The organism is Streptomyces sp. NPDC002265 (assembly GCF_040296125.1).
In the GTDB taxonomy this organism is placed as follows: domain Bacteria; phylum Actinomycetota; class Actinomycetes; order Streptomycetales; family Streptomycetaceae; genus Streptomyces.
Genome location: NZ_JBEOWS010000196.1, coordinates 1 through 18,405 on the forward strand (window position 1 = coordinate 1; position 18,405 = coordinate 18,405).

The following is an 18,405-nucleotide window of genomic DNA, read 5'->3' on the forward strand; positions in this document are numbered from 1 at the left end:
GTGATCACGAACGTATAGCCAGCCCCCGTGGTCGCCCGGCCCCACTGCCGTTCGATGAACGCGACGCCCGCCGACTCGGAATACGGCGAGGGCACCGTCGTGATCAACGGGATGTAGTCGTCCTTTGACGCCTCACGGACCAGCGGAAGGTCTGAAAGACGCCACGGCCGAAGGATGAATCCGGCACCAGCGGCGAGTTCAGGCACGTCAAGCGGTTGCTCCATCCGCCCATCCTGCCGTTGTCCGAGCCCGGCCCGCACTGGGGTTTCGAGCACCGCCAGCCCTCGTCACTCGGTTCCGTCCCGACCGGCAACGAAGCGCGACGCCCGTCCCGTTGACGTCATTTCTCGGTTCCGGCACAGATCTTGGGGAGCGGTCGCGGAGGGTGACAGGTCTGTTCGATTGCAGGGAGGGGCGGCGGCCTCGGGTCCGTCAGCGTTCACGCATTTTGGTTCACCACCAGCACGTCGCCGCCACTCGTTGTAGTTGGGATCCGGCAAGGTGCGGCGGCTGCAACTTCGACCGGGTGCCTTCGGTCTTGCCAGGCTCTGCGGGCAGCCCGATTCTCGGCACGATCTGCTTGGCGCGGACCGGCCCCGGCGCGTTCGCCACCACCTCCATGACGTCCCGATACACGTGCGGCAGGGCCACCGTCCCCATCCCGGGCTGCCGGCTCGGCACCGTCAGCACCACGGTAGAGACGAGCAGCCACCGAACACAGCCTCCACGGGACGGCGGCGCATCGCAGCCGGCTCACGTGCCCATTGCCGCTTCGCCCTCAAGGTGTGCGCAGTCGGGAGGAGAACCCGGTCCAGCGCAGGTCGTCCGGCAGATGGCTCATGTCGTTGTAGACCAGGACGCTCGCCGGCCGGGCCGGGGCGTAGCGGATGACGGTCAGCGCCGCGTTGCCGTGGTTGAGGCCCGTCCAGCGCCACGCGGGGGCGTCCATCGCGGCGCGTACCAGCCAGGCGATGAGAAACGCGTGGGTGATCACAAGGTCGTGACGAGGGGCATCCCCCTCGTGATCCGGCCCGGTGAACTTCGTGACCGCCTGCCGGGCGAGCTCCGCGCCGCGTGCACTCTCCTCGGCCGACACGGAGGCGAAACGCGCCGACATCGCCTCGGCGACCTCCGCGGGGAGCTGTTCGCGCTCCGGGATGTATGGAACGTAGTCGCCTGCTGCCTCGGACTCGTGCAGCGGCACCGCACCCAGCTGCCGTCCTACCAGCCGGGCCGTCTGTACTGCGCGGCGCAGCGGACCGTGGTGGATGGCCGCCAACGGTACGCTGCCCAGACGCTTGCCAAGCAGCTCTGCCTGCCGTCGGCCAGTCTCTGTGAGCTCGCTCTCGTCGGGTGTGGCTTCACCGTGACGAGCGAGATAGAGGTATCGATCTTGCATGCCGAGGTGGACGCCCACCCACAAGTCCGCGGTTCCTGCCTTTCCTCACTTTCCCTTCAGAGGAACCGCACCCTTCTGCGTTTGGGGGGTCGCGAAGGTCTCGTGGATCGAGTTTCAGAGCCGCCGTCGGCACGTCTGCGGCACCTGGCCGCGCGTCACCACCGCCCACAGGTTTCCGTCCCGGCCGCACGCACGGTAGGCCGGGCCGGAGGAGCTCCGTCCGATGACGACGATGCACGAGGTGACCACGCCGCCGCGGTGCAGATAGTGATCCACCCGCGTCTGCATGGTGGCGACGGGATTCTCATCCCACGCCGGCCGCCGCACCCCGACGGTGCGGATCGCCTTCCAGCGTGAGCGGCACGGAGGCCCTGGTGCTGTCGCAAATCCGCAGCGCTTCCCGCTGCTGTGTAGCGCTGGGAACGGCTCACCAGTGGATCCCCAGGGCGTGGAGGGCTGCGGTCTGGCTGCCGTCGAGCTGCTGCTGACGGCGTGCTGCCCGTTGCCGCCTAAGCTATGGCGGCGCGTTCTCGGCGAGCAGGATGTCGACCTTGCTCGGTTGCGTGAGCTGCTGGGCCGCCCAGGAACTGGCGCAGCCCAGGGGAACGCTCGGCACGACGGCGCCACCAGCAAGGATGCGGCCGACTTCAGCATCCGCCGCGATGTCGGAGTCCCTACTGGCAGCGGGGCGATGGTGATGGCCGGTGCCGCGGGGCTGTGGGGGCTTCGCGGTGGGGAGGGGTGGCTGGTCTCTTTGTGCCGGTCGTCGTGCGGCATCTGGCCTGCCGGGAGTTGGCCGGTCCCTTCGGCCGGAGGCCGCGTTTTCACGGTTTCCCGCGTGAGTCATGGTGCGGGGTGTTGTGGTCGGGGTGTTGGGGAGCGGCGGGCGGCGAGTTCTTCGAGGCGGGAGCGTTTTCAGCGTTGTTGGCAGGGCCGGCCGGCGGTGCCGCGGCGGTAGGCGTATCCGCCGGGCTGTTCGAGGTCGGGCAGGAGTCCGTGGCCGATTGCGCTGATGAGGCTGTCGGCGTTGTTGTAGCCGAGGATCTGGGCTGCTTCGGCGGCGCCGACCAGGTCCTCGTTGGCGTCGCTGTCGGCGGGCGCCAGGACACCGCGGAAGAAGGACACCTGGGCCGGCGACTGGGGCAAGACCAACAACGTCGAACTCGCCTGCACGCCGACCAACAGCTCCTGGCAGAACCGCATTGAGGCCCAGTTCACTGCGCTGCGCTACGTCACGCTGGACGGCACCGACCATGCCGGCCACAAGGAACAGGGCAGCGTGATCCGCCGCTACATCATCTGGCGGATCAAGCACACCGCCGACATTGGCTTGCAGAGCATCGTCACGCGGGTCAACGTCGTCTGACACCTGACGAAGGCAGAGAAGATGACCACGCAGACCCACCCCGTTGACCACGAACTCATTCAGGCGGCAGCGCACGTCGCTCGCACTCGCTGCCGCGGCGACAACCACACCATGGCAGCCGCGGCTCGCGCCCGGGACGGCCGGATCATCACCGCAGTGAACGCCTACCACTTCACGGGAGGCCCCTGCGCCGAGCTGGTCGTCATTGGCGCGGCAGCCGCCCAGGGCGCCTACGAACTGGACACGATTGTCGCCGTGGGCGACCGCGACCGGGGGGTTGTTCCCCCGTGCGGTCGGTGCCGTCAGGTCCTTCTCGACTACTTTCCCGCCCTCAAGGTCATCGTCAGCGACGACGACCGCGTCCGAACCGTCCTTGTCACCGACTTGCTGCCCGAAAGCTACGTCTGGGCCGATCACCAGCTCGACGCCGAGTAGACCGCGCCACTCAGCACGAGCTGACACCTCCGCCCGACAACAGGGCGAACGTTGCTTGATGCGGCACTGGCAGGTGATCCTCTGCCGTGTGGTCGTTCGCCGAAACTGCGATGCCGGGCCCTGGCGGGCTTCTACGTGGCGGATGTGCTTGCGTGGGTGAGGGAGCGGTGCGTGGACCTGGCCGGCCGGTCCGAGCGGCTGCGCGCTCAACCTGCCGAGGGCGGTGCCGAGGTAGCCGGGTTCGCGGCCGTCGAGGTGTGATCAGGCAGCTCATTGAGGCCGAGCGGAATGGGCAGGCCGACGATCCGGCCATGGCTGGGAAGGTGGAGTGGGTCACGCCCCTTCCGGAGGCGGGCGGCATGCTGCTGGTCCTGCATGGCGAACCGGGCATGGAGTGCTGGGCGTACCGCCCGCGCCACTACCGGGCGATCATGAAGATCGTGGCCGTGGCGTCGGACTCGGCGGCGGGAGCGTTCCCGCCGCACGAGGCGGTGGCGCACCGGGGCGCAGTCGCTCGGTGATCGCGTGGCCTACGTCGACGGTGTGCGGGGTGGCGGGAATACCGAGCCGCTCGGCCAGGTCGTTGAGGTGCAGGTCGACGGCGGCCTCGACCAGGTCGGCCAGGACGTTGGCGGCGGCGCGGGCCCGCAAGACACTGGTGGCCAGGGTGGTGGGGCCGATGACAGCAGCGGGCCACCAAACGGCGCCGACGGCGGTGTAGAGCAGTCCCCAGGCCGCGAGCCGGGCGGTGGCGGCGTAGGCGGTGCGGGCGGCAGTGATGTCGGTGCGCAGTTCTGTGGGCAGTACCGTCCATAGGCGGGGCCAGACCAGGGCGAGATCAGCGAGGCCGTTGACCTCGGCGGTGCGGGTGGCGGCGCGCCCGAGGCGGTCACCGACCTGGGTCGCGCCTATGGGACGGGCGGGGCCGAGCCGGGCGCGACGGCGTTGGCAGACGCGCACCCGGGCGGCAGCACGTTCCGGCGGGACGTCGTGGCGCGTGGGCTGGGCGGCCTGCCGGATTGCGGTCTTGAGCTGCCGGGTTGCCTCGTCCCAGCGTCGTCGGCGTAGGCGCAGCAACCATGTCGCGGGTGGCGTGTCGGCGGGCAGCGCCCAGAGGCGCTCGACGAGACCGCCCAGGGCGCCGGCGAGCAATCCGACCCCGGAGGCGGCGAGCAGTGACGCGCTCGCGGCAAGAACGACAGTGCCCGGAGCATGGGCCGCGGGCCGAGTGGCGAGCTGGTTCAGCCATGCGCTCAGTCTGCCCGCAGCGAAGGGGTAGCTCTGGCCCAGGTGCAGCGCGGCAGCCAGCAGCGCAGTCCACAGCAGGCCGGGCAGCAGCAGGGCGTTGACCCATCGGTCAGCGAGCTTCGTGCCGATCCCGGCGAGGAAGGAGCTCATGAAGCACTGGGCGGGTAGGGCTTCATACGCCCCTGCGGGCCGTGAGCGGCGCACGCCGGCGGGTGTGCGGTCTCGTCCGGCGTGACCACTCGGTTGCACCTGCCGAGCGGGCAGGTCCAGCCCATGACCTCGGGAGCGCTGCTCATCCCCGGGGGCAGGGCCGGGATGCCACCGGGCGAGCCGACTTCCCGGCTTGTCAGTCCGGCCAGTCCCTGCCGGGCGCAGGCGTCTTCGATGGCATCGATCAGCTCGCTCACCCGTGGGCCTTCGGGGTCTGTCGTGCCCGTCAGAAGAGCCAGCAACTCGGTGAGGGCATGCTCTGCACCACCATCACCGATGGTTGTCCGCAGCGACGGCCAGCGGCTGAGCTGTTCGCACAACGTCCCCACGCGATCGCGCAACAGTAGGTCCATGCGTGCCCTCCCCGGTCCCAACTCTTGGTAGCTCTTGCAACCGAACGAACCACAAGCAGCCCCAAAGGGTGCGCCGGTTCCGAAAGTTGACCAAAGCCTAGGTCGATCACGTGGGTGTGTCAGTACAGTCCCTGGAGCAAGCACCGCCGGCGGTCCCGGGGCGGCACGCAATCTCCGCGGGCATCCGGAGAACCGCAGCGCTGAGCCGACACCGGGGGACACGGCCATGACGGACCGCGAGGCGGCACTCGCCACTCTTCACCACCATCCCACCCGCGCCGACCGCAACCCCGCGCTCATCTTCGACGATGGTGCGCTCGATGCCGCTCGAGCTCTGATGCGCATGACCGACCCCGAGAGGGATCTCGCTGTCGCACACGCCCTGGGCTGGTATCACTGGCAGCGCTCCCTCGCCCTTCCAGCAGGACGGGACGAGGAAGACCAGGTGGCAGCAGTCGGCCACCTGGTGCGCGTCTATCAGGCACGTCCCGAGTCTGCTTCCGCCGCCCTGGGGCGTGTGGTGCATCAGGCGGGCCCCATCAGCCTTGTGGCTACCGGACTGCTGCTGGTCATGGACCGCTATGCCAATGATCTGTTGGTCTCTTTCGGCGAATCGGGTCGGGAACAGTTACGCGACGCAGCCATCGTCCAGTTCCGCGCGATGCTCAAGGTGATGCCCAGTCACTTTCCCACCCGGCCCTCGGACCTGAACGGCCTGGGGATCGCGCTCGGTTTCCTCTTCGAGGACATCAGGGAGCCGAACGTGGCCCAGGAAGCGGTCGAGGTCCTGCGAGAAGCGGTCGTCACCACCCCGAAAGGCCACCCCGAACACGCCATTTCGCTGGGTTGCCTGGGACTCGCGCTTGTGAAGTTGTACGGGTGCACCCAGGAGATGGAGTTGCTGGAAGAGGCTGTGCGGATGGCACGGGAGGCAGCAGCAATCACGCCTTGCGGCCACCCCAACCGTCCGCAGGCCCTGTCCACCCTGGGGGGTGTGCTCCGGCTCTGGTGTGCACGGACAGGGGAGCCGAGTACTGCTCAGGAGGCGGTTGAAGCTCTGCGGGAAGCGATCGCCACCACACCGCCTGATCACCCGGAGCGCTGTGACCGGCTGAACAACTTGGGGGCGGTCCTCCTGCGCGTATCCGAGTACACCCGACAGAAGTCTGCAGCCGAGGAGGCAACTCGAGTTCTGCAGGAGGCAGTAGCCAGGACACCGCGCGACCACCCCAGGCGCTCTGATTGCCTGGGCAATCTGGGGGAGGCCCTGCTACGTGTCTTTGAGCACACGGGACAGGCAGAGGAAGCCGAAGCGGCAGCCGACGCCTTGCGCGAAGCACTGTCCGCCACAGACCTGGACGACCCGGGGCGCCCTCACCACCTGGGCAACTTGGGGGCGGCCCTCATGCGTATGGCTGAGCACTCCGGCCAGAAGGAGGTGTGGGACGAGGCGGTGCTGGTACAACGAGAGGCGGTGGCCACCGCCTCTGCGGACGACCCTGATCGCCCCGCGTACCTGCACAACCTGGCGAGCGCCCTCGTGCGCATGACTGAGGGCACCGTGGATCCGGTGGTGGTGGAGGAAGCGGTGCGCCTGCACCAGGAGGCCGTGGACATGGCGCCTCTGAACGCTCCCCAGCGCCCCATGTACTTGAACGGCCTCGGATCTTCGTTGGTGGTGCTCTTCCAACACACCGGGAAAGCTGCGGCATTGGAGGAGGCGGTCCGAATTCACCGTCAGGCCCTGGCAGTTACCCCCCACGACCATCCAGATCGTCCAGCACGTCTCAGTAACCTCGGATCTGCTCTCCGAGAGATGTCGGACAGAAACGGGCAGACGGCAGTGCTGGAGGAAGCCGTCGCAGTATTGCGGGAAGCGGCGGAGACCACCCTCCACGATCACCCGGCCCGCCCCTACCACTTGAACAGTCTTGGGATCGCCCTTGACCGCCTGTTCCAGCGCACTGGGCGAATGGCGCTGTTGGAAGAAGCCATTGACGTCCTACTGCAGGCTTCCGAGATTGCCCCCCGCGAGCACCACGGCCGCCTTTCGCACCTGAACAATCTCGGCACCGCCCTCCTGGACCTGTTCAGGCGCACCGGGCGAATGGAGGCGCTGGAAGAGGCGGTCAGGCTCTTGCGGCGGGCCATCGAAACGACCCCCGATGACCATCTCACCGTTTTGTTGACCCTCGGGACCGCCCTCCTGAGCCTGTTCAGGCGCACGGGGCGAATGGAGGCGCTGGAAGAGGCGGTCAGGCTCTTGCGGACGGTTGCAGCCGGTGTTCCCGACGATCATCCGGACCGCCCCGCCCACTTGAACAATCTCGGGTCCGCTCTTATGACCCTGTTTGAGCGTACGGGGCAGACGGAGATGCTGCGAGAGGCGCTTGACGTCCTGAGGGCGGCCGCCGAGACCGAAGCAGACGATCATCCCAATCGCCCCATGTACCTGAACAACCTGGCAACCGCTCTGCAGGACCTGTGCGAGCGCACCGGGCAGTTGGAGAAGCTGGACGAGGGAATCGAGTTCTTGCGGGAAGCCGCGCAGACCGCCCACCACGACGACCCCATCGGCTCCACCATCCTGCTCAACCTCGGAACGGCTCTTGAGAGCTCATTCGCGCGAACCAGACGTACAACCGTCCGCGAGGAGGCACTCGACTGCTACCGCCACGCCGCAGACAGCGCCACAGGTCTCACAATCAACCGCATCGAGGCGTACAGGCGCCTTGCGCGCATGGCGACGGACCCTCAGGACGCACAAGAGGGTTTGAACGCTATGGAATCGGCCATCGACCTCGTGGCGACCCTCGCTCCGGGGACTCTCATCCGTGCGGACCGCGAGCATCAACTCGGCCAAGTATCGCAACTGGCGAGTGAGGCAGCCGCGGCGGCCCTCAACGCGGGCCGCCCCGATCGAGCTGTGGAACTGCTGGAACGAGCTCGCGGCATCCTCGCCGCCGAGACTCTCGCGACGAGAAGCAGCGAAGCAGCTCGGCTCCGAGAGCAGCACCCCCATCTGGCAGACGAGCTCGACCAACTGCGCAACCGACTCACCGTTTTGGACCGTCCGCACTCGGCGCAGACAGAAGCGCCCGCGGTGCCCTCGCCGGAAGGGGCTTGGAATGAAAACCGACGCCTGACCGCGGAGCGCCAGGAGGCACACCAGACTTGGCAAAGCCTGGTCGACCGTGTTCGTACACTCCCAGACTTCTCGAACTTCTTGCAGGCACCTTCCGTCGACCAACTCAGGCGTCACGCGCACGACGGACCAATCGTGATCACCATTGCCACCCGAACCCGCTGCGACGCCCTCATCCTCACCGATACCCCCGGCACTCCAGTCCAGGTCGTGCCCCTGACCGACCTGAGCCTCCTCGCCGCCCTCGAGCACGCGCTGCGCCTACGCGAGGCACTGCGCGCCAGCACCGACCCCCACCTCGACCCAGCGGCGCGAGCCAAGGCACAGCAGGACATCCTGGCCACCCTGGGCTGGCTCTGGAACACCGTCGCCGAACCCGTCCTGACCCACCTCGGCCACACCGCCGCTCCCGCGCCGGGCAAACCCCGGCCCCGCATTTGGTGGTGTCCCGTAGGAGTCATCGCCAACCTCCCCCTCCACGCCGCCGGCCATCACGCCGAAGGCCCTGACGGTCGGCGCACCGTCCTCGACCGTGTCGTCTCCTCCTACACCACCACCGTGCGCGCCCTGGGCCACGCCCGCTTCCGTCAACCTGGCACCTCTGACGTCGCGACGCTGATCGTTCCAGTCGCAGACACCCCCGGCGCTCCCCGCCTCGGAGTCGGTGACGAGACCGCCGCGATCACCGCTGTTGTCCCGCACGCTCATCTGCTTGTCGAACCCACGCGCGACACCGTCCTCCAGGGCCTGCCCCATCACCAGATCGTCCACTTCGCCTGCCACGGCTACGTCGACTTGGACGATCTCGCCAACAGCCAGTTGCTCCTCACCGACTACGCCACCAGGCCGCTCACCGTCGCCGACATCCGCGACTTGAACCTCACCGCAGCCCTGGCCTACCTTTCCGCCTGCAACACCAGCGTCACCGCCCCTCGTTTGGCCGACGAATCCCTGCACATCACCGGTGCTTTCCAGCTCGCCGGCTACCGGCACGTCATCGGCACGCTGTGGCCGATCGACGACCGCATCGCCACCGAGGTCGCCGCCGACTTCTACGCTTCCCTCACCGGCAACGGCACCGCGCAGGTTCAAACCGACATGACCGCTTATGCCCTGAACTACGCCGTTACCCGTCTGCGAGCCCGTTATCCCAACACTCCTACGCTGTGGGCCGCTTACACCCACACCGGCATCTGAACGTGGCCGCCTTCAGCACTACCGCGCCGCCGCTGGCGGGGATGGAGCGCAGCAGCTGGGCGCGGTCGTGCGGGTCGGCGCGGTCAGGCCGTGGGCCGTGGACGCCGGGCCGGGCCTTGCAGGCCGCCAACCCGAGAGCGCAGAGCGCCTCGCTGCGTGTCATCCCCTGCTCCCACGGCGCGCCCGCAGCGGCGCATCGCTCTTGACATGCAGGTCGGCCGGCCGCGGTCACCGGCCGGGCGAGGCCGTTGGCGCTGCCGCCCGCCCTGATGCTCCGGCGAACCGTAGATTGTGATCTTGCTGCTGGGGTGAGCGGTCAGGGCCAGCAGTGGGCTGGTTGAGCGTGCTCACGTGCGAGGGCGCTGCCGGACTCTTTGGCGTCGGCCGAGCCTGAAGACAATCAAGGAGGCGAGAGTGACGGCCAGGCTCGCGCCGGCGACCGTGTTGTCCGCTTCCGGCGCCACGCCCGTGAAGTGCCAGATCAAGGCTCCGGTGAGCGTGATGCCTCCCCCGAAGAAGCCGATGGCGGCGCCCGTCTGCAGGCGCGTGCGTCTGTCGAGTGGGGTCTTGGCAATGACGGCCGGCTCCGGTGTCTGCTGCAAGGTGATGTAGTGGTCCCTGTTGGTGCTGGCATCGGCGAGGCCCTGTGTTGCGTCGCCGCCCGGCGCGCAGAGGAAGTAGACCGTCTGGCCCGGTTCGACCAGGGCGGTGAGGGGCCGGCTGGAGCACCAGTCGATCTTCAGCTGGAGCCGGTGCGCTCCTGAAGGCACCTCCAGGCGCAGTGTCTGCCCTCGGCCGATGCTGCCCACCTGGGCGTTGTCGAGCAGCACGGCATAGCGGCGCAGCGCGTCGCGAGAGCTTGCCTGGACCCGCGACAACACGACGGTCCCGTGCTCGAGTGGGGCCGCCGCCGCGGATAGGCCGCCCCCGTCGTCGCTCTTGCCGGCCTGGGCCGACGCGCTGGGTTCATGGGCAGGCATGGTCCCCTCCTCCATCGCACGTCCCCTTCTGCGGACACTCGTGCGTCGCGAGCGTACTGACACGGAACGTGCAGCGAAATGCCAGGGCGCCCGATCGCGGAGGGCAGCTGTGGGGAGGGCCGCGGCTTCCGGTGGCCATCGGTGTGTGAGGACCGAAGACCCCGCGATGGCCGCGGGGGACAGCGTCGTGCCTGCCCGCCGGCACGTGGTGTCCGAAGACCCGACGGGCCGGATCGCCGGCCGCTTCGCCCGGGTCGAACCCCGGCGTCGCTCAGGGCGGTCGGTGCTCGGGTTGCCTACCGGACCTGCCGCGCAAGAACTGCTGGACCATCGGAATCGTCGACCAGGGCCGCGCCGGGAAGCTGTTTCGGGGGCGACCGGTACCGACGGCGAGCCGGGTACTCCTGGTGAGGAACGCGGCTGCGGGCAGGCCGGCCTGTCCGCCGTCCGCGGCTCGATCGGGCGGATCATCGCGCTGCCCCTCGCGCACGCCTGCCGTCTGCCGGTCGGCGTCGGGTCTGACGGGGTGGTCCGGGGCGCGGTCGAGGTGGACGGGCGCCTGGACGGTACCGGCCTGGGGGTCGGGGTGGGCGAAGGCCGGTACGCCGTCGACCTCCGGGCAGGGGAGACCGTCGTGGTTTCCGGTGCGGAGGGCGGCGGCTCGGTCGGCGTGCCCGCGGCCGACAGGGTGAGGGCCGTTCGCCCGGGGGCTGCTGTGTCCGGCTGGGCCTGTGTCGGCGTCTGGGCGGTGTTTGCATTCTTAATCGTACGTACTAGTCTGTTTGATTAAGGAGGTGGGTCGGTCATGGTGACGCGGCTGAGGAAGACGAAGTCCGAGGAGAGGATCCTTGCGGCGGCGGCCGAGCTGTTCTACATGAACGGGCTGCGCGGTGTGGGCATGGATCAGGTCATCGCGGCGTCGGGCGTCGCGAAATCGACGCTGTATGTGCACTTCCGTACCAAGGAGGAGCTGGTCGCGGCGTATCTGCGCAGGACCGACGATTCCTGGATGGCGCAGTTGCAGGCCGCGGCCGCACGGGCCGGGGGCGGTGCTCGCGAGGAGCTCGTCGCACTGTTCGACGCGCTGGCGGACGCTTTCGACCGGCATGGTTTCTTCGGGTGTCCGTTCGTCAGTGCGGCGGTCGAGGCCGATCTGGACTCGCAGGCCCGGGCGATCACCGTGCAGCACACCCAGCGGCGTCAGGCGTGGCTGGCCGAGCTGAGCGAGAAGGCCGGCGCTGCTGCTCCCGACGCGCTCGCCCGGCAGATCGGACTTTTGATCGACGGTGCCCTGGCCTCCGGGCGTCTCCTTCAGGACCGCGCCGTCGTGGGCGAGGCGAAATCCGCAGCACGCCTGCTCGTGGCCGCCTGCACCTGAAGCACTCGAACGCCCCCGGCCACCCGTAACCCTGGAATGTCCCCGGCCACCCGTAACCCTGGAACGCCCCCCGGCCACCCGCCACCGGTACACGCGGATCCGGCCTTCCCCGCTCTCCCCGATGCCCGGCCCGCACCCGCCTGACACGACAGAAGGAGGCGCAGTCATGCGCGCGATGGTTCTGCAAGAGTTCGACACCCCACTGGTCCTCAGCGACATCGACAAGCCCCACGCGGGCCCGGGCCAGGTGCTGGTCAAGGTCCAGGCCAGCGGCGTCAACCCGCTGGACACCAAGATCCGGGCCGGCAGGGCTGCCCATGCCAGGAGCGTGCTGCCCGCCGTCCTTGGTCTGGATCTGGCCGGTGTGGTCGAGGAGGCCGGTGCCGGCGTCGACGGGTTCGCGCCCGGCGACGAGGTTTTCGGCATGACCGGCGGCGTGGGTGATCTGCAGGGTTCGCTGGCAGAGTACGCGGCCGTCGATGCGCGTCTGCTGGCCCGCAAGCCGGCCTCACTGAGCATGCGTGAGGCCGCGGCCCTGCCTCTGGTCGTCATCACGGCCTGGGAGGGACTGGTCGACCGGGCGCAGGTCCATGCAGGGCAGAAGGTCCTCATCCACGGCGGAGCCGGCGGTATCGGCCACGTGGCCGTGCAGATCGCCGCTGCCCGCGGCGCCGAAGTCTTCGCAACCGCCTCGCCCGCGCGCCTGGAGTTCATCGAGCGCCTGGGGGCCACTCCAATTGACTACACCACCACCGCCGTGGACGAGTACGTCGCCAAGTACACCGGCGGTGAGGGCTTCGATGTCATCTTCGACACCATCGGCGGCGCCGTGCTCGACGCCTCCTTCACGGCCGTACGCACCTACACCGGTCACGTCGTGAGCGCCTTGGGATGGGGAACCCACAGCATCGCGCCCCTCAGCTTCCGCGGGGCGACCTACTCCGGCGTCTTCACCCTGCTGCCCCTGCTGACCGGGCACGGGCGGGAGCATCACGCAGAGATCTTGCGCGAGGCAGCCGCCCTCGCCGACGCGGGGCTGCTCAGACCGCTGGTCGATCCCAGGCGCTTCACACTCGCCGAAGCCGCCGCCGCCCACGCGGTGGTGGAGAGCGGCACCGCCCACAGCAAGATCGTGATCGACATCGACTGACACCCTCCACGACCGCTCGACAGCCGTCCCTCGACGCCCCACCCGGATCACGACCGCACCTCACCATGGCGCGACCCGCACAACGGAGATGTGACGCGGCTTTGGGGATGCCGACGACGTCTGCGCCGGGCCGCTCGTCCGTGCGCTCCTCCGGGTCGGTCAGTTGATGGTGCAGCGCGACGACGGCGTTGCCGGCGGGGCTGTTCGGGTCGGCGGGGGTCTTCGGCTCGGGGGTGATCACGGTGGTTCCTCTCTGGCCGGTGGGCGGCGCCGCGGTGCGCCTGCCTCGGGCCCAGAGCTCGCCCAGAATGTGCAGGCTGACGTGCCGGCGGTGAGGGCCTGGCCTGGTGCTCGGCGGTCGCGGTCGTCTGGCGGAGGTCGTCTGCGGAGCAGTGGCTGATCCACGTCAGGATGCGCAATTCCGCCTCGGCCGGGCCGGAGACGTCGATAGCGGACAGGGCCGTGGCGCAGGACCACCCTTTGTCCGGCCGCGCGAAGACCGTGTCGCTGACGCGCTGGGTGTGCCAGTCGGTCTCCGGGTCGTCGGGAAAGGGCGGCAGGGTCACGGGGCACGCGGTGGGCATGCAACTTCCCTTCGGGCGGACGCCGAGGGGGCGGGCGAACCGGGCTTGGGCCCAGGACGCGGGGGCTGGGGGGTTTCCAGTCCCTGGGCGGTACGCGGCAGGGCGGCGTGGTCGGCGGGCAGGACGGCCTCACGCAGGACGCGCTTGCGCAGGATGGGCATGTTCAGGCTGATGCCGACCGGGATGTCGGGCGCGTCCTGCATCGGGCCAGACGAGCGATTCCGCGACCGAGCTGACGGCGACAGACTTCTTTGACGCCCTGGTTGTAGTCGTCCTTCGCGCGCTTCAGGGTGTCGATCACGATGACCGGCTCTGATGGCAGTATCGGGGCCGGAGCGGCCGGCCCCGATACCGCCCCGGCGGTGACTGTCAGCTCTGGTAGGCGACCAGCGCCATCATCCCGACCTCACCGTGGTAGGCGTTGTGGCAGTGCAGCATCCACTGGCCGGGGTTGTCGGCGTCGAAGACAACAGACAGCTTCTTCTTGGGCAGAACAATGGCAGTGTCCTTGCGGGGGCCGCTGTTTCCCAGCTGGTAGGTGTGGCCGTGGAGGTGCATCGGGTGCCACATCTGTGTGGTGTTGACGAAGTCCAGCTGGACCCGTTGCCCTTCCTCGACCGTGAGTGGATTCGCGGCCGGGTCGTCCATGTCGAAGGCGCGGCCGTTGATGGACCAGTTGTACTTGCTCATGCGTCCGGCCAGTTCGACACGGTGGACCCGGTCGATCGTCTTGGCCGGCAGGCGGACATCGTCAGCCGCACGCAACTGGGACGCGGTCAGGATCCTGCCGTCCAGTTCCTTCGGGCGAACGGTCGGCTTCGGCGTGCTGCCGGATGCTGTGCGTATCAGGGCCACGCCGGTGGCGTCCTTGCCTTCGGCCAGCGCAACCAGCGGGAAGACGCCGTCGTCGAGGGTCACCAGGACGTCGTACCGCTCTCCCATACCGATCAGCAAGGCGTCGACCTGCTGGTGTTGGATGGGGAAGCCGTCGGTGTGGGTGATGGTCAGCTTGTGGCCGCCGAGGGCCACTCGGTAGGCCGTGTCGGCGCCCGCGTTGATGATGCGCAGCCGGACGCGTCGGCCGGGCTTGCTCTGGTAGACGTCGGGGTCGGCAGGGACTCGGCCGTTGACCAGGTGGTGGGGGTATTTCACGTCACCGGCGTCGCCGCCGAGCAGTTCGCTGTTCGCACCCACGAGCATGAACCCCATCGACATGCTGTGCGAGGAGGGGGCGGAAGGCTGAGCAGAGTTCTCGGTGCCCATACCCTCCATTCCCTTCATTCCTTCCATCTCGCTCATCTCGCTCATGTCGTGGCTGTCGGTGCTGGAGTCGCCGCCCATGTCCATGCCGCCCATGCCCTGGCGCAGCTCGGTGAGGACCTGGTCAGGTGTACCGGTGACCCCGTCTACCCAGTCGTCCAGGGCGACGACCCATTCGTCGTCGTACGACAGCGGTTCCCTGGGGTCCTCGACGATCAGCGGCGCGTACAGGCCCCGGTCGAGCTGGACGCCGACGTGGGGGTGGAAGAAGTACGTCCCGGGGGCGTCGGTGATGAAGCGGTAGGTGTGGTTGGCACCTGCCCGGACGGCCTGCTGGGTCACCGTGGGCACACCGTCCATGTCGTTGCGCATGGCGATGCCGTGCCAGTGGATGGACGTCCTGGTGCGGTTCGGCAGCTGGTTGGAGAGCTCGGCGACGAGAGTGTCGCCGATGGACAGGCGGATCTCCTTGCCAGGAGCCTGTCCGCTGAAGGCCCAGGTCTTGGCCATGACCCCAGCGCCGAGGTCGAGCATGGCGGGGGCGGCCGTCAGAGTCGTCCTGTGCGTCCTGCCGGTGCTCTTGCGCCTCTTCTCGGCTGCGGCGACCGCCGGACCGGAGGGGGCGGCAAGGGCGGGTGTCCCGCTCGGGCCGCTGCTGCAGGCGGCGAGCGCTGCGGCGCCTGCAGCGCCGAGTCCTGCAAGCAGGGCGGAACGACGGTTGATGCTGTTCATGGAGGTTCTCGATCTCTGTGTGCGCATGCTGGAGTTGGCGTGCTGTGACGGCTTCTCGCCAGGTCATGGCGGGGGAGCCGTGGGCACGGCCTAGATACGCAGCTGAGAGAGAACGGACAGGTCCGGGGGCGCCCGGCCTGCTGTCCCGGCGGCCATGGGGCCTGTGGTGACGGTTTCGTGCAGGAGGGACCGCGACGACACCCGGCTCTGAGCCGGTGGTGGGACTTTCACGACCTCAAGGCTTGCGGACGAGCAGTGGTCCATGGCCATGGCGGAACAGGACATGTCATCGGCGCGGATCACTGCCGCAGCGGCAGCTTTCGCCGGTTTCACGGCCTGGCGGGTGGCGTGCGCGTGTCCTTGCCCAGCCACGACCGCCGGCGAGGCTGCATGGCTGCCTGAGGTCATCGTGCCGGGCGCCATGCCATGGGCGGCGGTCGAGGACGTCGAGCAGATCTCCACCGCGGCCGTCTCATGGTGAACCAGCACGGCAAGTGCCGCGAGAAGGGCGACGACGGCAGCACGCACTGAGCGGACGGCGCGCTGCGAGGTGCGGGTCCGCGGGGCACAGGCTCCGCGTGCTGACATCGCTTCCTTCCGAGGTCGCGGTGAGGATCCGTCCCGAGCATACCCGGAGGGGGTAATCAGCGCTCCTGGACCGTGTGCACCGAGAGGCGGCCTACATATGAGGGGTGCCCCGTCATCCAGGCGCTACCGTCGACCTGTCCGGTGTGTGCCGTGCCCTTCGGCGAGCGGAGCCTGCCCACTGAAGTCACGGCCCGGGTCGCGGCAGCCGGGACCTGTCGCCACCGCGCTGCTTCCGGCGCACGGACGGCCAGTCGGTGCTGCTTGCGATTGCCCGGCGGCCGGCGCCGATCAGTGCACGTGTGGGCTGCCGCTCGACCGAGGCTTGCCGCGCGGCACGCACCGGTGACGACGTCCACTGAACAACCAATCCACCTCACTGCCCGGACCGGGACTGTCCGTGTCGGCAAGCGGGATTGGTGTCGCCTGCCTGGAAATTTGACCCCGACCGCTGCCGGCTGATGTCCCACGCTGGGCACCATCGTGGGTCCAGGTCGGCGGGTGCTTCCGCCCTGGATTCCGGGAGCTCTCCGATGTAGGAGGCGGTTTCCCCGCTCTCCCGCTGCTGAGCGTTCTCCGCCGCCTTGCGGGCGGCTGCGCGGGCGTTCTTCATGAAGGTCCCGATGCCCCTCGCGGAATCCTCGATAGGAGGGCGAGCCGTGCCGGAGTGGCGGTGAGCATCAGCGGGGTCCGGGGCGGAGCCGGAGCGAGGAGCGGTCCCGGTCCGGCCAGGTCGTGACGTGGGGCCGTGCCTCCGTGGAATGGCCCGGTCCGCACGAATGGGTTCCGCGACTCGGCAAGGTTGGCCCGCACGAACTGGGTCAGCAACTCGGCGATGTCCAGCGAGTGCCGCGGCAGGGGACAGGCCTGTGTGAGGGCGAGCCGTGCCGGAGTCGCGGTGAGCATCAGCAGGGCCCGCGGCGGAGCCGGAGCGGGTGGACCGGGTCGTTCCACAGATTCGGGGGCGGATCTTCGCCAGCGTGGTGTGTTCGCACAGGTACACCGGTGCCACCGTCGCGCGCCGGGACGGACGCAGCTTGCAGCTTCGGTCACCCTCACGAGTGACGACGAGCATGGTCACCCACTCCACCAGCGCATGCGGTAGGTCGAGTGCGGCAGGATGGATGACCAACGAGGCGCCCAAGCAGCGTGGTTGAGACGTCAGACATCTCCATCAACAGCCCGGGGCCTCGCCTGTTGCGCCTCGTGGACCGTCACCTGATCGGTGGCCAGCTGGAACAAACTCACTCGTCTGCACGGCAACGATCGACAACGAAGGATTGCCAGCTGAACCTGGGAGTGGCACGGGGCCGTCCCGTTGCCTGCTCAGGAGCTAGTCATCCGCGACTGTGGCGCAACGGCTTCCGCGGCCTTACAAAATGGAAAAGGTGCCTGCGCATGTCACACCGCACTGCCGTAGCGCCGGAAGCCTCCTGGGTGGCGCGGTGGGCCGGATCTCTACTGTGCCTTGTGGTGGCAGGTATCCATGTTGTGGACCAAGGCGGCATTACGGCAACGAGGGACCCGTCCTACCTGGGTATCGCCTATCACGTCCTGGAGATCGCGGCTGTGGTCGCGGCGGTACTGCTTCTCCTCGGCCTCGTGCGACTGGGATGGTTGCTGGCGGTCGGCGTCGCCCTGGGCCCCCTGGTGGGCTACATCCTCTCCAGAGGGCCAGGACTGCCCGGCGCCAGGGATGACATCGGGAATTGGACAGAGCCGCTTGGGCTGGCCAGCCTGGCTGTCGAAGGAGCTCTACTCCTGTTGTCGGTGCCGCTCTTCGCGCGGAGCATGCGCCCGAAACCAAGAGCTTCCGTAAGCAGTGGAGACTGATAGGACCGAACCGCCCCCAACATCCAGGCCAGCGGCCCTGGTCAGGGCCTGCGCCCGTTCCGGGACCCGGATGCGGCCGGGGATGCCCACGACGAAGCCTGAGCGCCGCATCCGCCGTCCGCGGTAGGTCGTTGTACTTCGAGAAGACCATCGCCGACCGGCCTGGGACAGGACAGAGACGCACTCCGCGCCCTCGTCGAGCAGGCCATGGCCATCCTCAAGTCCTGGCGGCTCCTTCGCAAGCTCCGGTGCTCGGCCAGCCGGATAACCTGCCTCGTCCAGGCCGTCCTTACCTTGCATTTGGCCAGCTCAGACCGATGATGGAAAAGCCTCAGGGAGTCGCACGCGAAACAACCTATCGGTGTGATCGACGAACGTGGGGAGGCAGAGCTGCGCCGACTCAGGGCTGATCAAGGCGGCCGCCAGCACGAGGTCCGCAGTGATGCCGCGGGCGAACCGTTCCTAAACAGTGTCCAGGAGTGAGCTTTGTACTCACATCCCGGAACTGCGCGCATCCCGAACGGTTTTGGATGCACTGGTCCCCCGCGTT

15 protein-coding genes and 3 pseudogenes are annotated in these 18,405 nt (G+C 68.5%); 8 read left to right on the forward strand and 10 right to left on the reverse strand.

Annotated features, from left to right (window positions below; translation table 11 throughout):
• The 5 genes from ABT085_RS28790 to ABT085_RS28810 form a co-directional block, all read right to left on the reverse strand.
• Positions 1-224: GNAT family protein (locus tag ABT085_RS28790; protein WP_502982826.1), on the reverse strand; the 224-nt coding region annotated here is incomplete at its 3' end.
• Positions 225-453: 229 nt separating this feature from the next.
• Positions 454-693 carry a hypothetical protein gene (locus ABT085_RS28795; RefSeq protein WP_351614045.1) on the reverse strand — a complete coding sequence of 80 codons (240 nt, stop codon included), beginning with the start codon at positions 691-693 and terminating at the stop codon, positions 454-456.
• An 85-nt stretch (positions 694-778) separates the two neighbouring features.
• A complete protein-coding gene (locus ABT085_RS28800) occupies positions 779-1,399 on the reverse strand; it encodes a histidine phosphatase family protein (RefSeq protein ID WP_351614048.1) in 621 nt (206 codons plus the stop codon).
• Positions 1,400-1,513: 114 nt separating this feature from the next.
• Positions 1,514-1,687: a hypothetical protein gene (locus ABT085_RS28805; RefSeq protein WP_351614050.1), complete on the reverse strand. Its 174-nt coding sequence runs from the start codon at positions 1,685-1,687 to the stop codon at positions 1,514-1,516.
• A 627-nt stretch (positions 1,688-2,314) separates the two neighbouring features.
• Positions 2,315-2,524, reverse strand: a complete 210-nt coding sequence (locus ABT085_RS28810; protein WP_351614053.1) for a hypothetical protein — start codon at positions 2,522-2,524, stop codon at positions 2,315-2,317.
• A 7-nt stretch (positions 2,525-2,531) separates the two neighbouring features.
• Between ABT085_RS28810 and ABT085_RS28815 the strand changes: the two are divergent.
• Together ABT085_RS28815 and ABT085_RS28820 are read left to right on the forward strand one after the other, a co-directional pair.
• Positions 2,532-2,765: pseudogene (locus ABT085_RS28815) on the forward strand (IS630 family transposase); the annotation flags it as partial.
• 21 nt (positions 2,766-2,786) lie between these two features.
• A complete protein-coding gene (locus tag ABT085_RS28820; protein WP_351614056.1) occupies positions 2,787-3,200 on the forward strand; it encodes a cytidine/deoxycytidylate deaminase family protein in 414 nt (137 codons plus the stop codon).
• A 429-nt stretch (positions 3,201-3,629) separates the two neighbouring features.
• Here the strand turns inward: ABT085_RS28820 and ABT085_RS28825 are convergent, their stop codons facing one another.
• Positions 3,630-4,598 carry a hypothetical protein gene (locus ABT085_RS28825; protein ID WP_351614057.1) on the reverse strand — a complete coding sequence of 323 codons (969 nt, stop codon included), beginning with the start codon at positions 4,596-4,598 and terminating at the stop codon, positions 3,630-3,632.
• Positions 4,595-5,011: a hypothetical protein gene (locus ABT085_RS28830; RefSeq protein WP_351614059.1), complete on the reverse strand. Its 417-nt coding sequence runs from the start codon at positions 5,009-5,011 to the stop codon at positions 4,595-4,597. The genes ABT085_RS28825 and ABT085_RS28830 overlap by 4 nt, the downstream gene beginning before the upstream one ends.
• Positions 5,012-5,237: 226 nt before the next feature.
• Here ABT085_RS28830 and ABT085_RS28835 point away from each other — a divergent pair, with 226 nt between their 5' ends.
• Positions 5,238-9,353: a CHAT domain-containing protein gene (locus tag ABT085_RS28835; RefSeq protein ID WP_351614062.1), complete on the forward strand. Its 4,116-nt coding sequence runs from the start codon at positions 5,238-5,240 to the stop codon at positions 9,351-9,353.
• A 347-nt stretch (positions 9,354-9,700) separates the two neighbouring features.
• On the opposite strand, the gene ABT085_RS28840 is transcribed toward ABT085_RS28835, so the two are convergent.
• Complete coding sequence (locus ABT085_RS28840; RefSeq protein ID WP_351614065.1) at positions 9,701-10,333, reverse strand: hypothetical protein; 633 nt, start codon at positions 10,331-10,333, stop codon at positions 9,701-9,703.
• Positions 10,334-10,478: 145 nt separating this feature from the next.
• Here ABT085_RS28840 and ABT085_RS28845 point away from each other — a divergent pair, with 145 nt between their 5' ends.
• The 3 genes from ABT085_RS28845 to ABT085_RS28855 all read left to right on the forward strand — a co-directional run bounded on the left by ABT085_RS28845 (position 10,479) and on the right by ABT085_RS28855 (position 12,861).
• A complete protein-coding gene (locus ABT085_RS28845) occupies positions 10,479-11,123 on the forward strand; it encodes a hypothetical protein (RefSeq protein WP_351614067.1) in 645 nt (214 codons plus the stop codon).
• Positions 11,124-11,138: 15 nt separating this feature from the next.
• Positions 11,139-11,711 carry a TetR/AcrR family transcriptional regulator gene (locus ABT085_RS28850; RefSeq protein ID WP_351614070.1) on the forward strand — a complete coding sequence of 191 codons (573 nt, stop codon included), beginning with the start codon at positions 11,139-11,141 and terminating at the stop codon, positions 11,709-11,711.
• 166 nt (positions 11,712-11,877) lie between these two features.
• Complete coding sequence (locus ABT085_RS28855) at positions 11,878-12,861, forward strand: zinc-dependent alcohol dehydrogenase family protein (RefSeq protein ID WP_351614073.1); 984 nt, start codon at positions 11,878-11,880, stop codon at positions 12,859-12,861.
• A gap of 953 nt (positions 12,862-13,814) precedes the next feature.
• Here ABT085_RS28855 and ABT085_RS28860 read toward each other — a convergent pair.
• A complete protein-coding gene (locus ABT085_RS28860; protein WP_351614076.1) occupies positions 13,815-15,437 on the reverse strand; it encodes a multicopper oxidase family protein in 1,623 nt (540 codons plus the stop codon).
• Positions 15,438-15,699: 262 nt separating this feature from the next.
• Here ABT085_RS28860 and ABT085_RS28865 point away from each other — a divergent pair, with 262 nt between their 5' ends.
• A complete protein-coding gene (locus ABT085_RS28865; RefSeq protein ID WP_351614079.1) occupies positions 15,700-15,918 on the forward strand; it encodes a hypothetical protein in 219 nt (72 codons plus the stop codon).
• A 1,071-nt stretch (positions 15,919-16,989) separates the two neighbouring features.
• On the opposite strand, the pseudogene ABT085_RS28870 reads toward ABT085_RS28865, so the two are convergent.
• Positions 16,990-17,154 (reverse strand): annotated as a pseudogene (locus ABT085_RS28870) (IS5/IS1182 family transposase); the annotation flags it as partial.
• An 884-nt stretch (positions 17,155-18,038) separates the two neighbouring features.
• On the opposite strand from ABT085_RS28870, the pseudogene ABT085_RS28875 reads away from it, so the two are divergent.
• A pseudogene (locus tag ABT085_RS28875) lies at positions 18,039-18,176 on the forward strand (IS5/IS1182 family transposase); the annotation flags it as partial.
• Positions 18,177-18,405: the final 229 nt, after the last annotated feature.

Excerpts from the sequence above, each read along its gene's own strand:
- ABT085_RS28805 (WP_351614050.1), bottom strand. The coding sequence starts at position 1,687 with ATGCAGACGCGGGTGGATCACTATCTGCACCGCGGCGGCGTGGTCACC.
- ABT085_RS28800 (WP_351614048.1), bottom strand. The coding sequence starts at position 1,399 with ATGCAAGATCGATACCTCTATCTCGCTCGTCACGGTGAAGCCACACCC.
- ABT085_RS28860 (WP_351614076.1), bottom strand. The coding sequence starts at position 15,437 with ATGAACAGCATCAACCGTCGTTCCGCCCTGCTTGCAGGACTCGGCGCT.
- ABT085_RS28825 (WP_351614057.1), bottom strand. The coding sequence starts at position 4,598 with ATGAGCTCCTTCCTCGCCGGGATCGGCACGAAGCTCGCTGACCGATGG.
- ABT085_RS28865 (WP_351614079.1), top strand. The coding sequence starts at position 15,700 with ATGGCCATGGCGGAACAGGACATGTCATCGGCGCGGATCACTGCCGCA.
- ABT085_RS28850 (WP_351614070.1), top strand. The coding sequence starts at position 11,139 with ATGGTGACGCGGCTGAGGAAGACGAAGTCCGAGGAGAGGATCCTTGCG.
- ABT085_RS28840 (WP_351614065.1), bottom strand. The coding sequence starts at position 10,333 with ATGCCTGCCCATGAACCCAGCGCGTCGGCCCAGGCCGGCAAGAGCGAC.
- ABT085_RS28830 (WP_351614059.1), bottom strand. The coding sequence starts at position 5,011 with ATGGACCTACTGTTGCGCGATCGCGTGGGGACGTTGTGCGAACAGCTC.
- ABT085_RS28820 (WP_351614056.1), top strand. The coding sequence starts at position 2,787 with ATGACCACGCAGACCCACCCCGTTGACCACGAACTCATTCAGGCGGCA.
- ABT085_RS28835 (WP_351614062.1), top strand. The coding sequence starts at position 5,238 with ATGACGGACCGCGAGGCGGCACTCGCCACTCTTCACCACCATCCCACC.
- ABT085_RS28855 (WP_351614073.1), top strand. The coding sequence starts at position 11,878 with ATGCGCGCGATGGTTCTGCAAGAGTTCGACACCCCACTGGTCCTCAGC.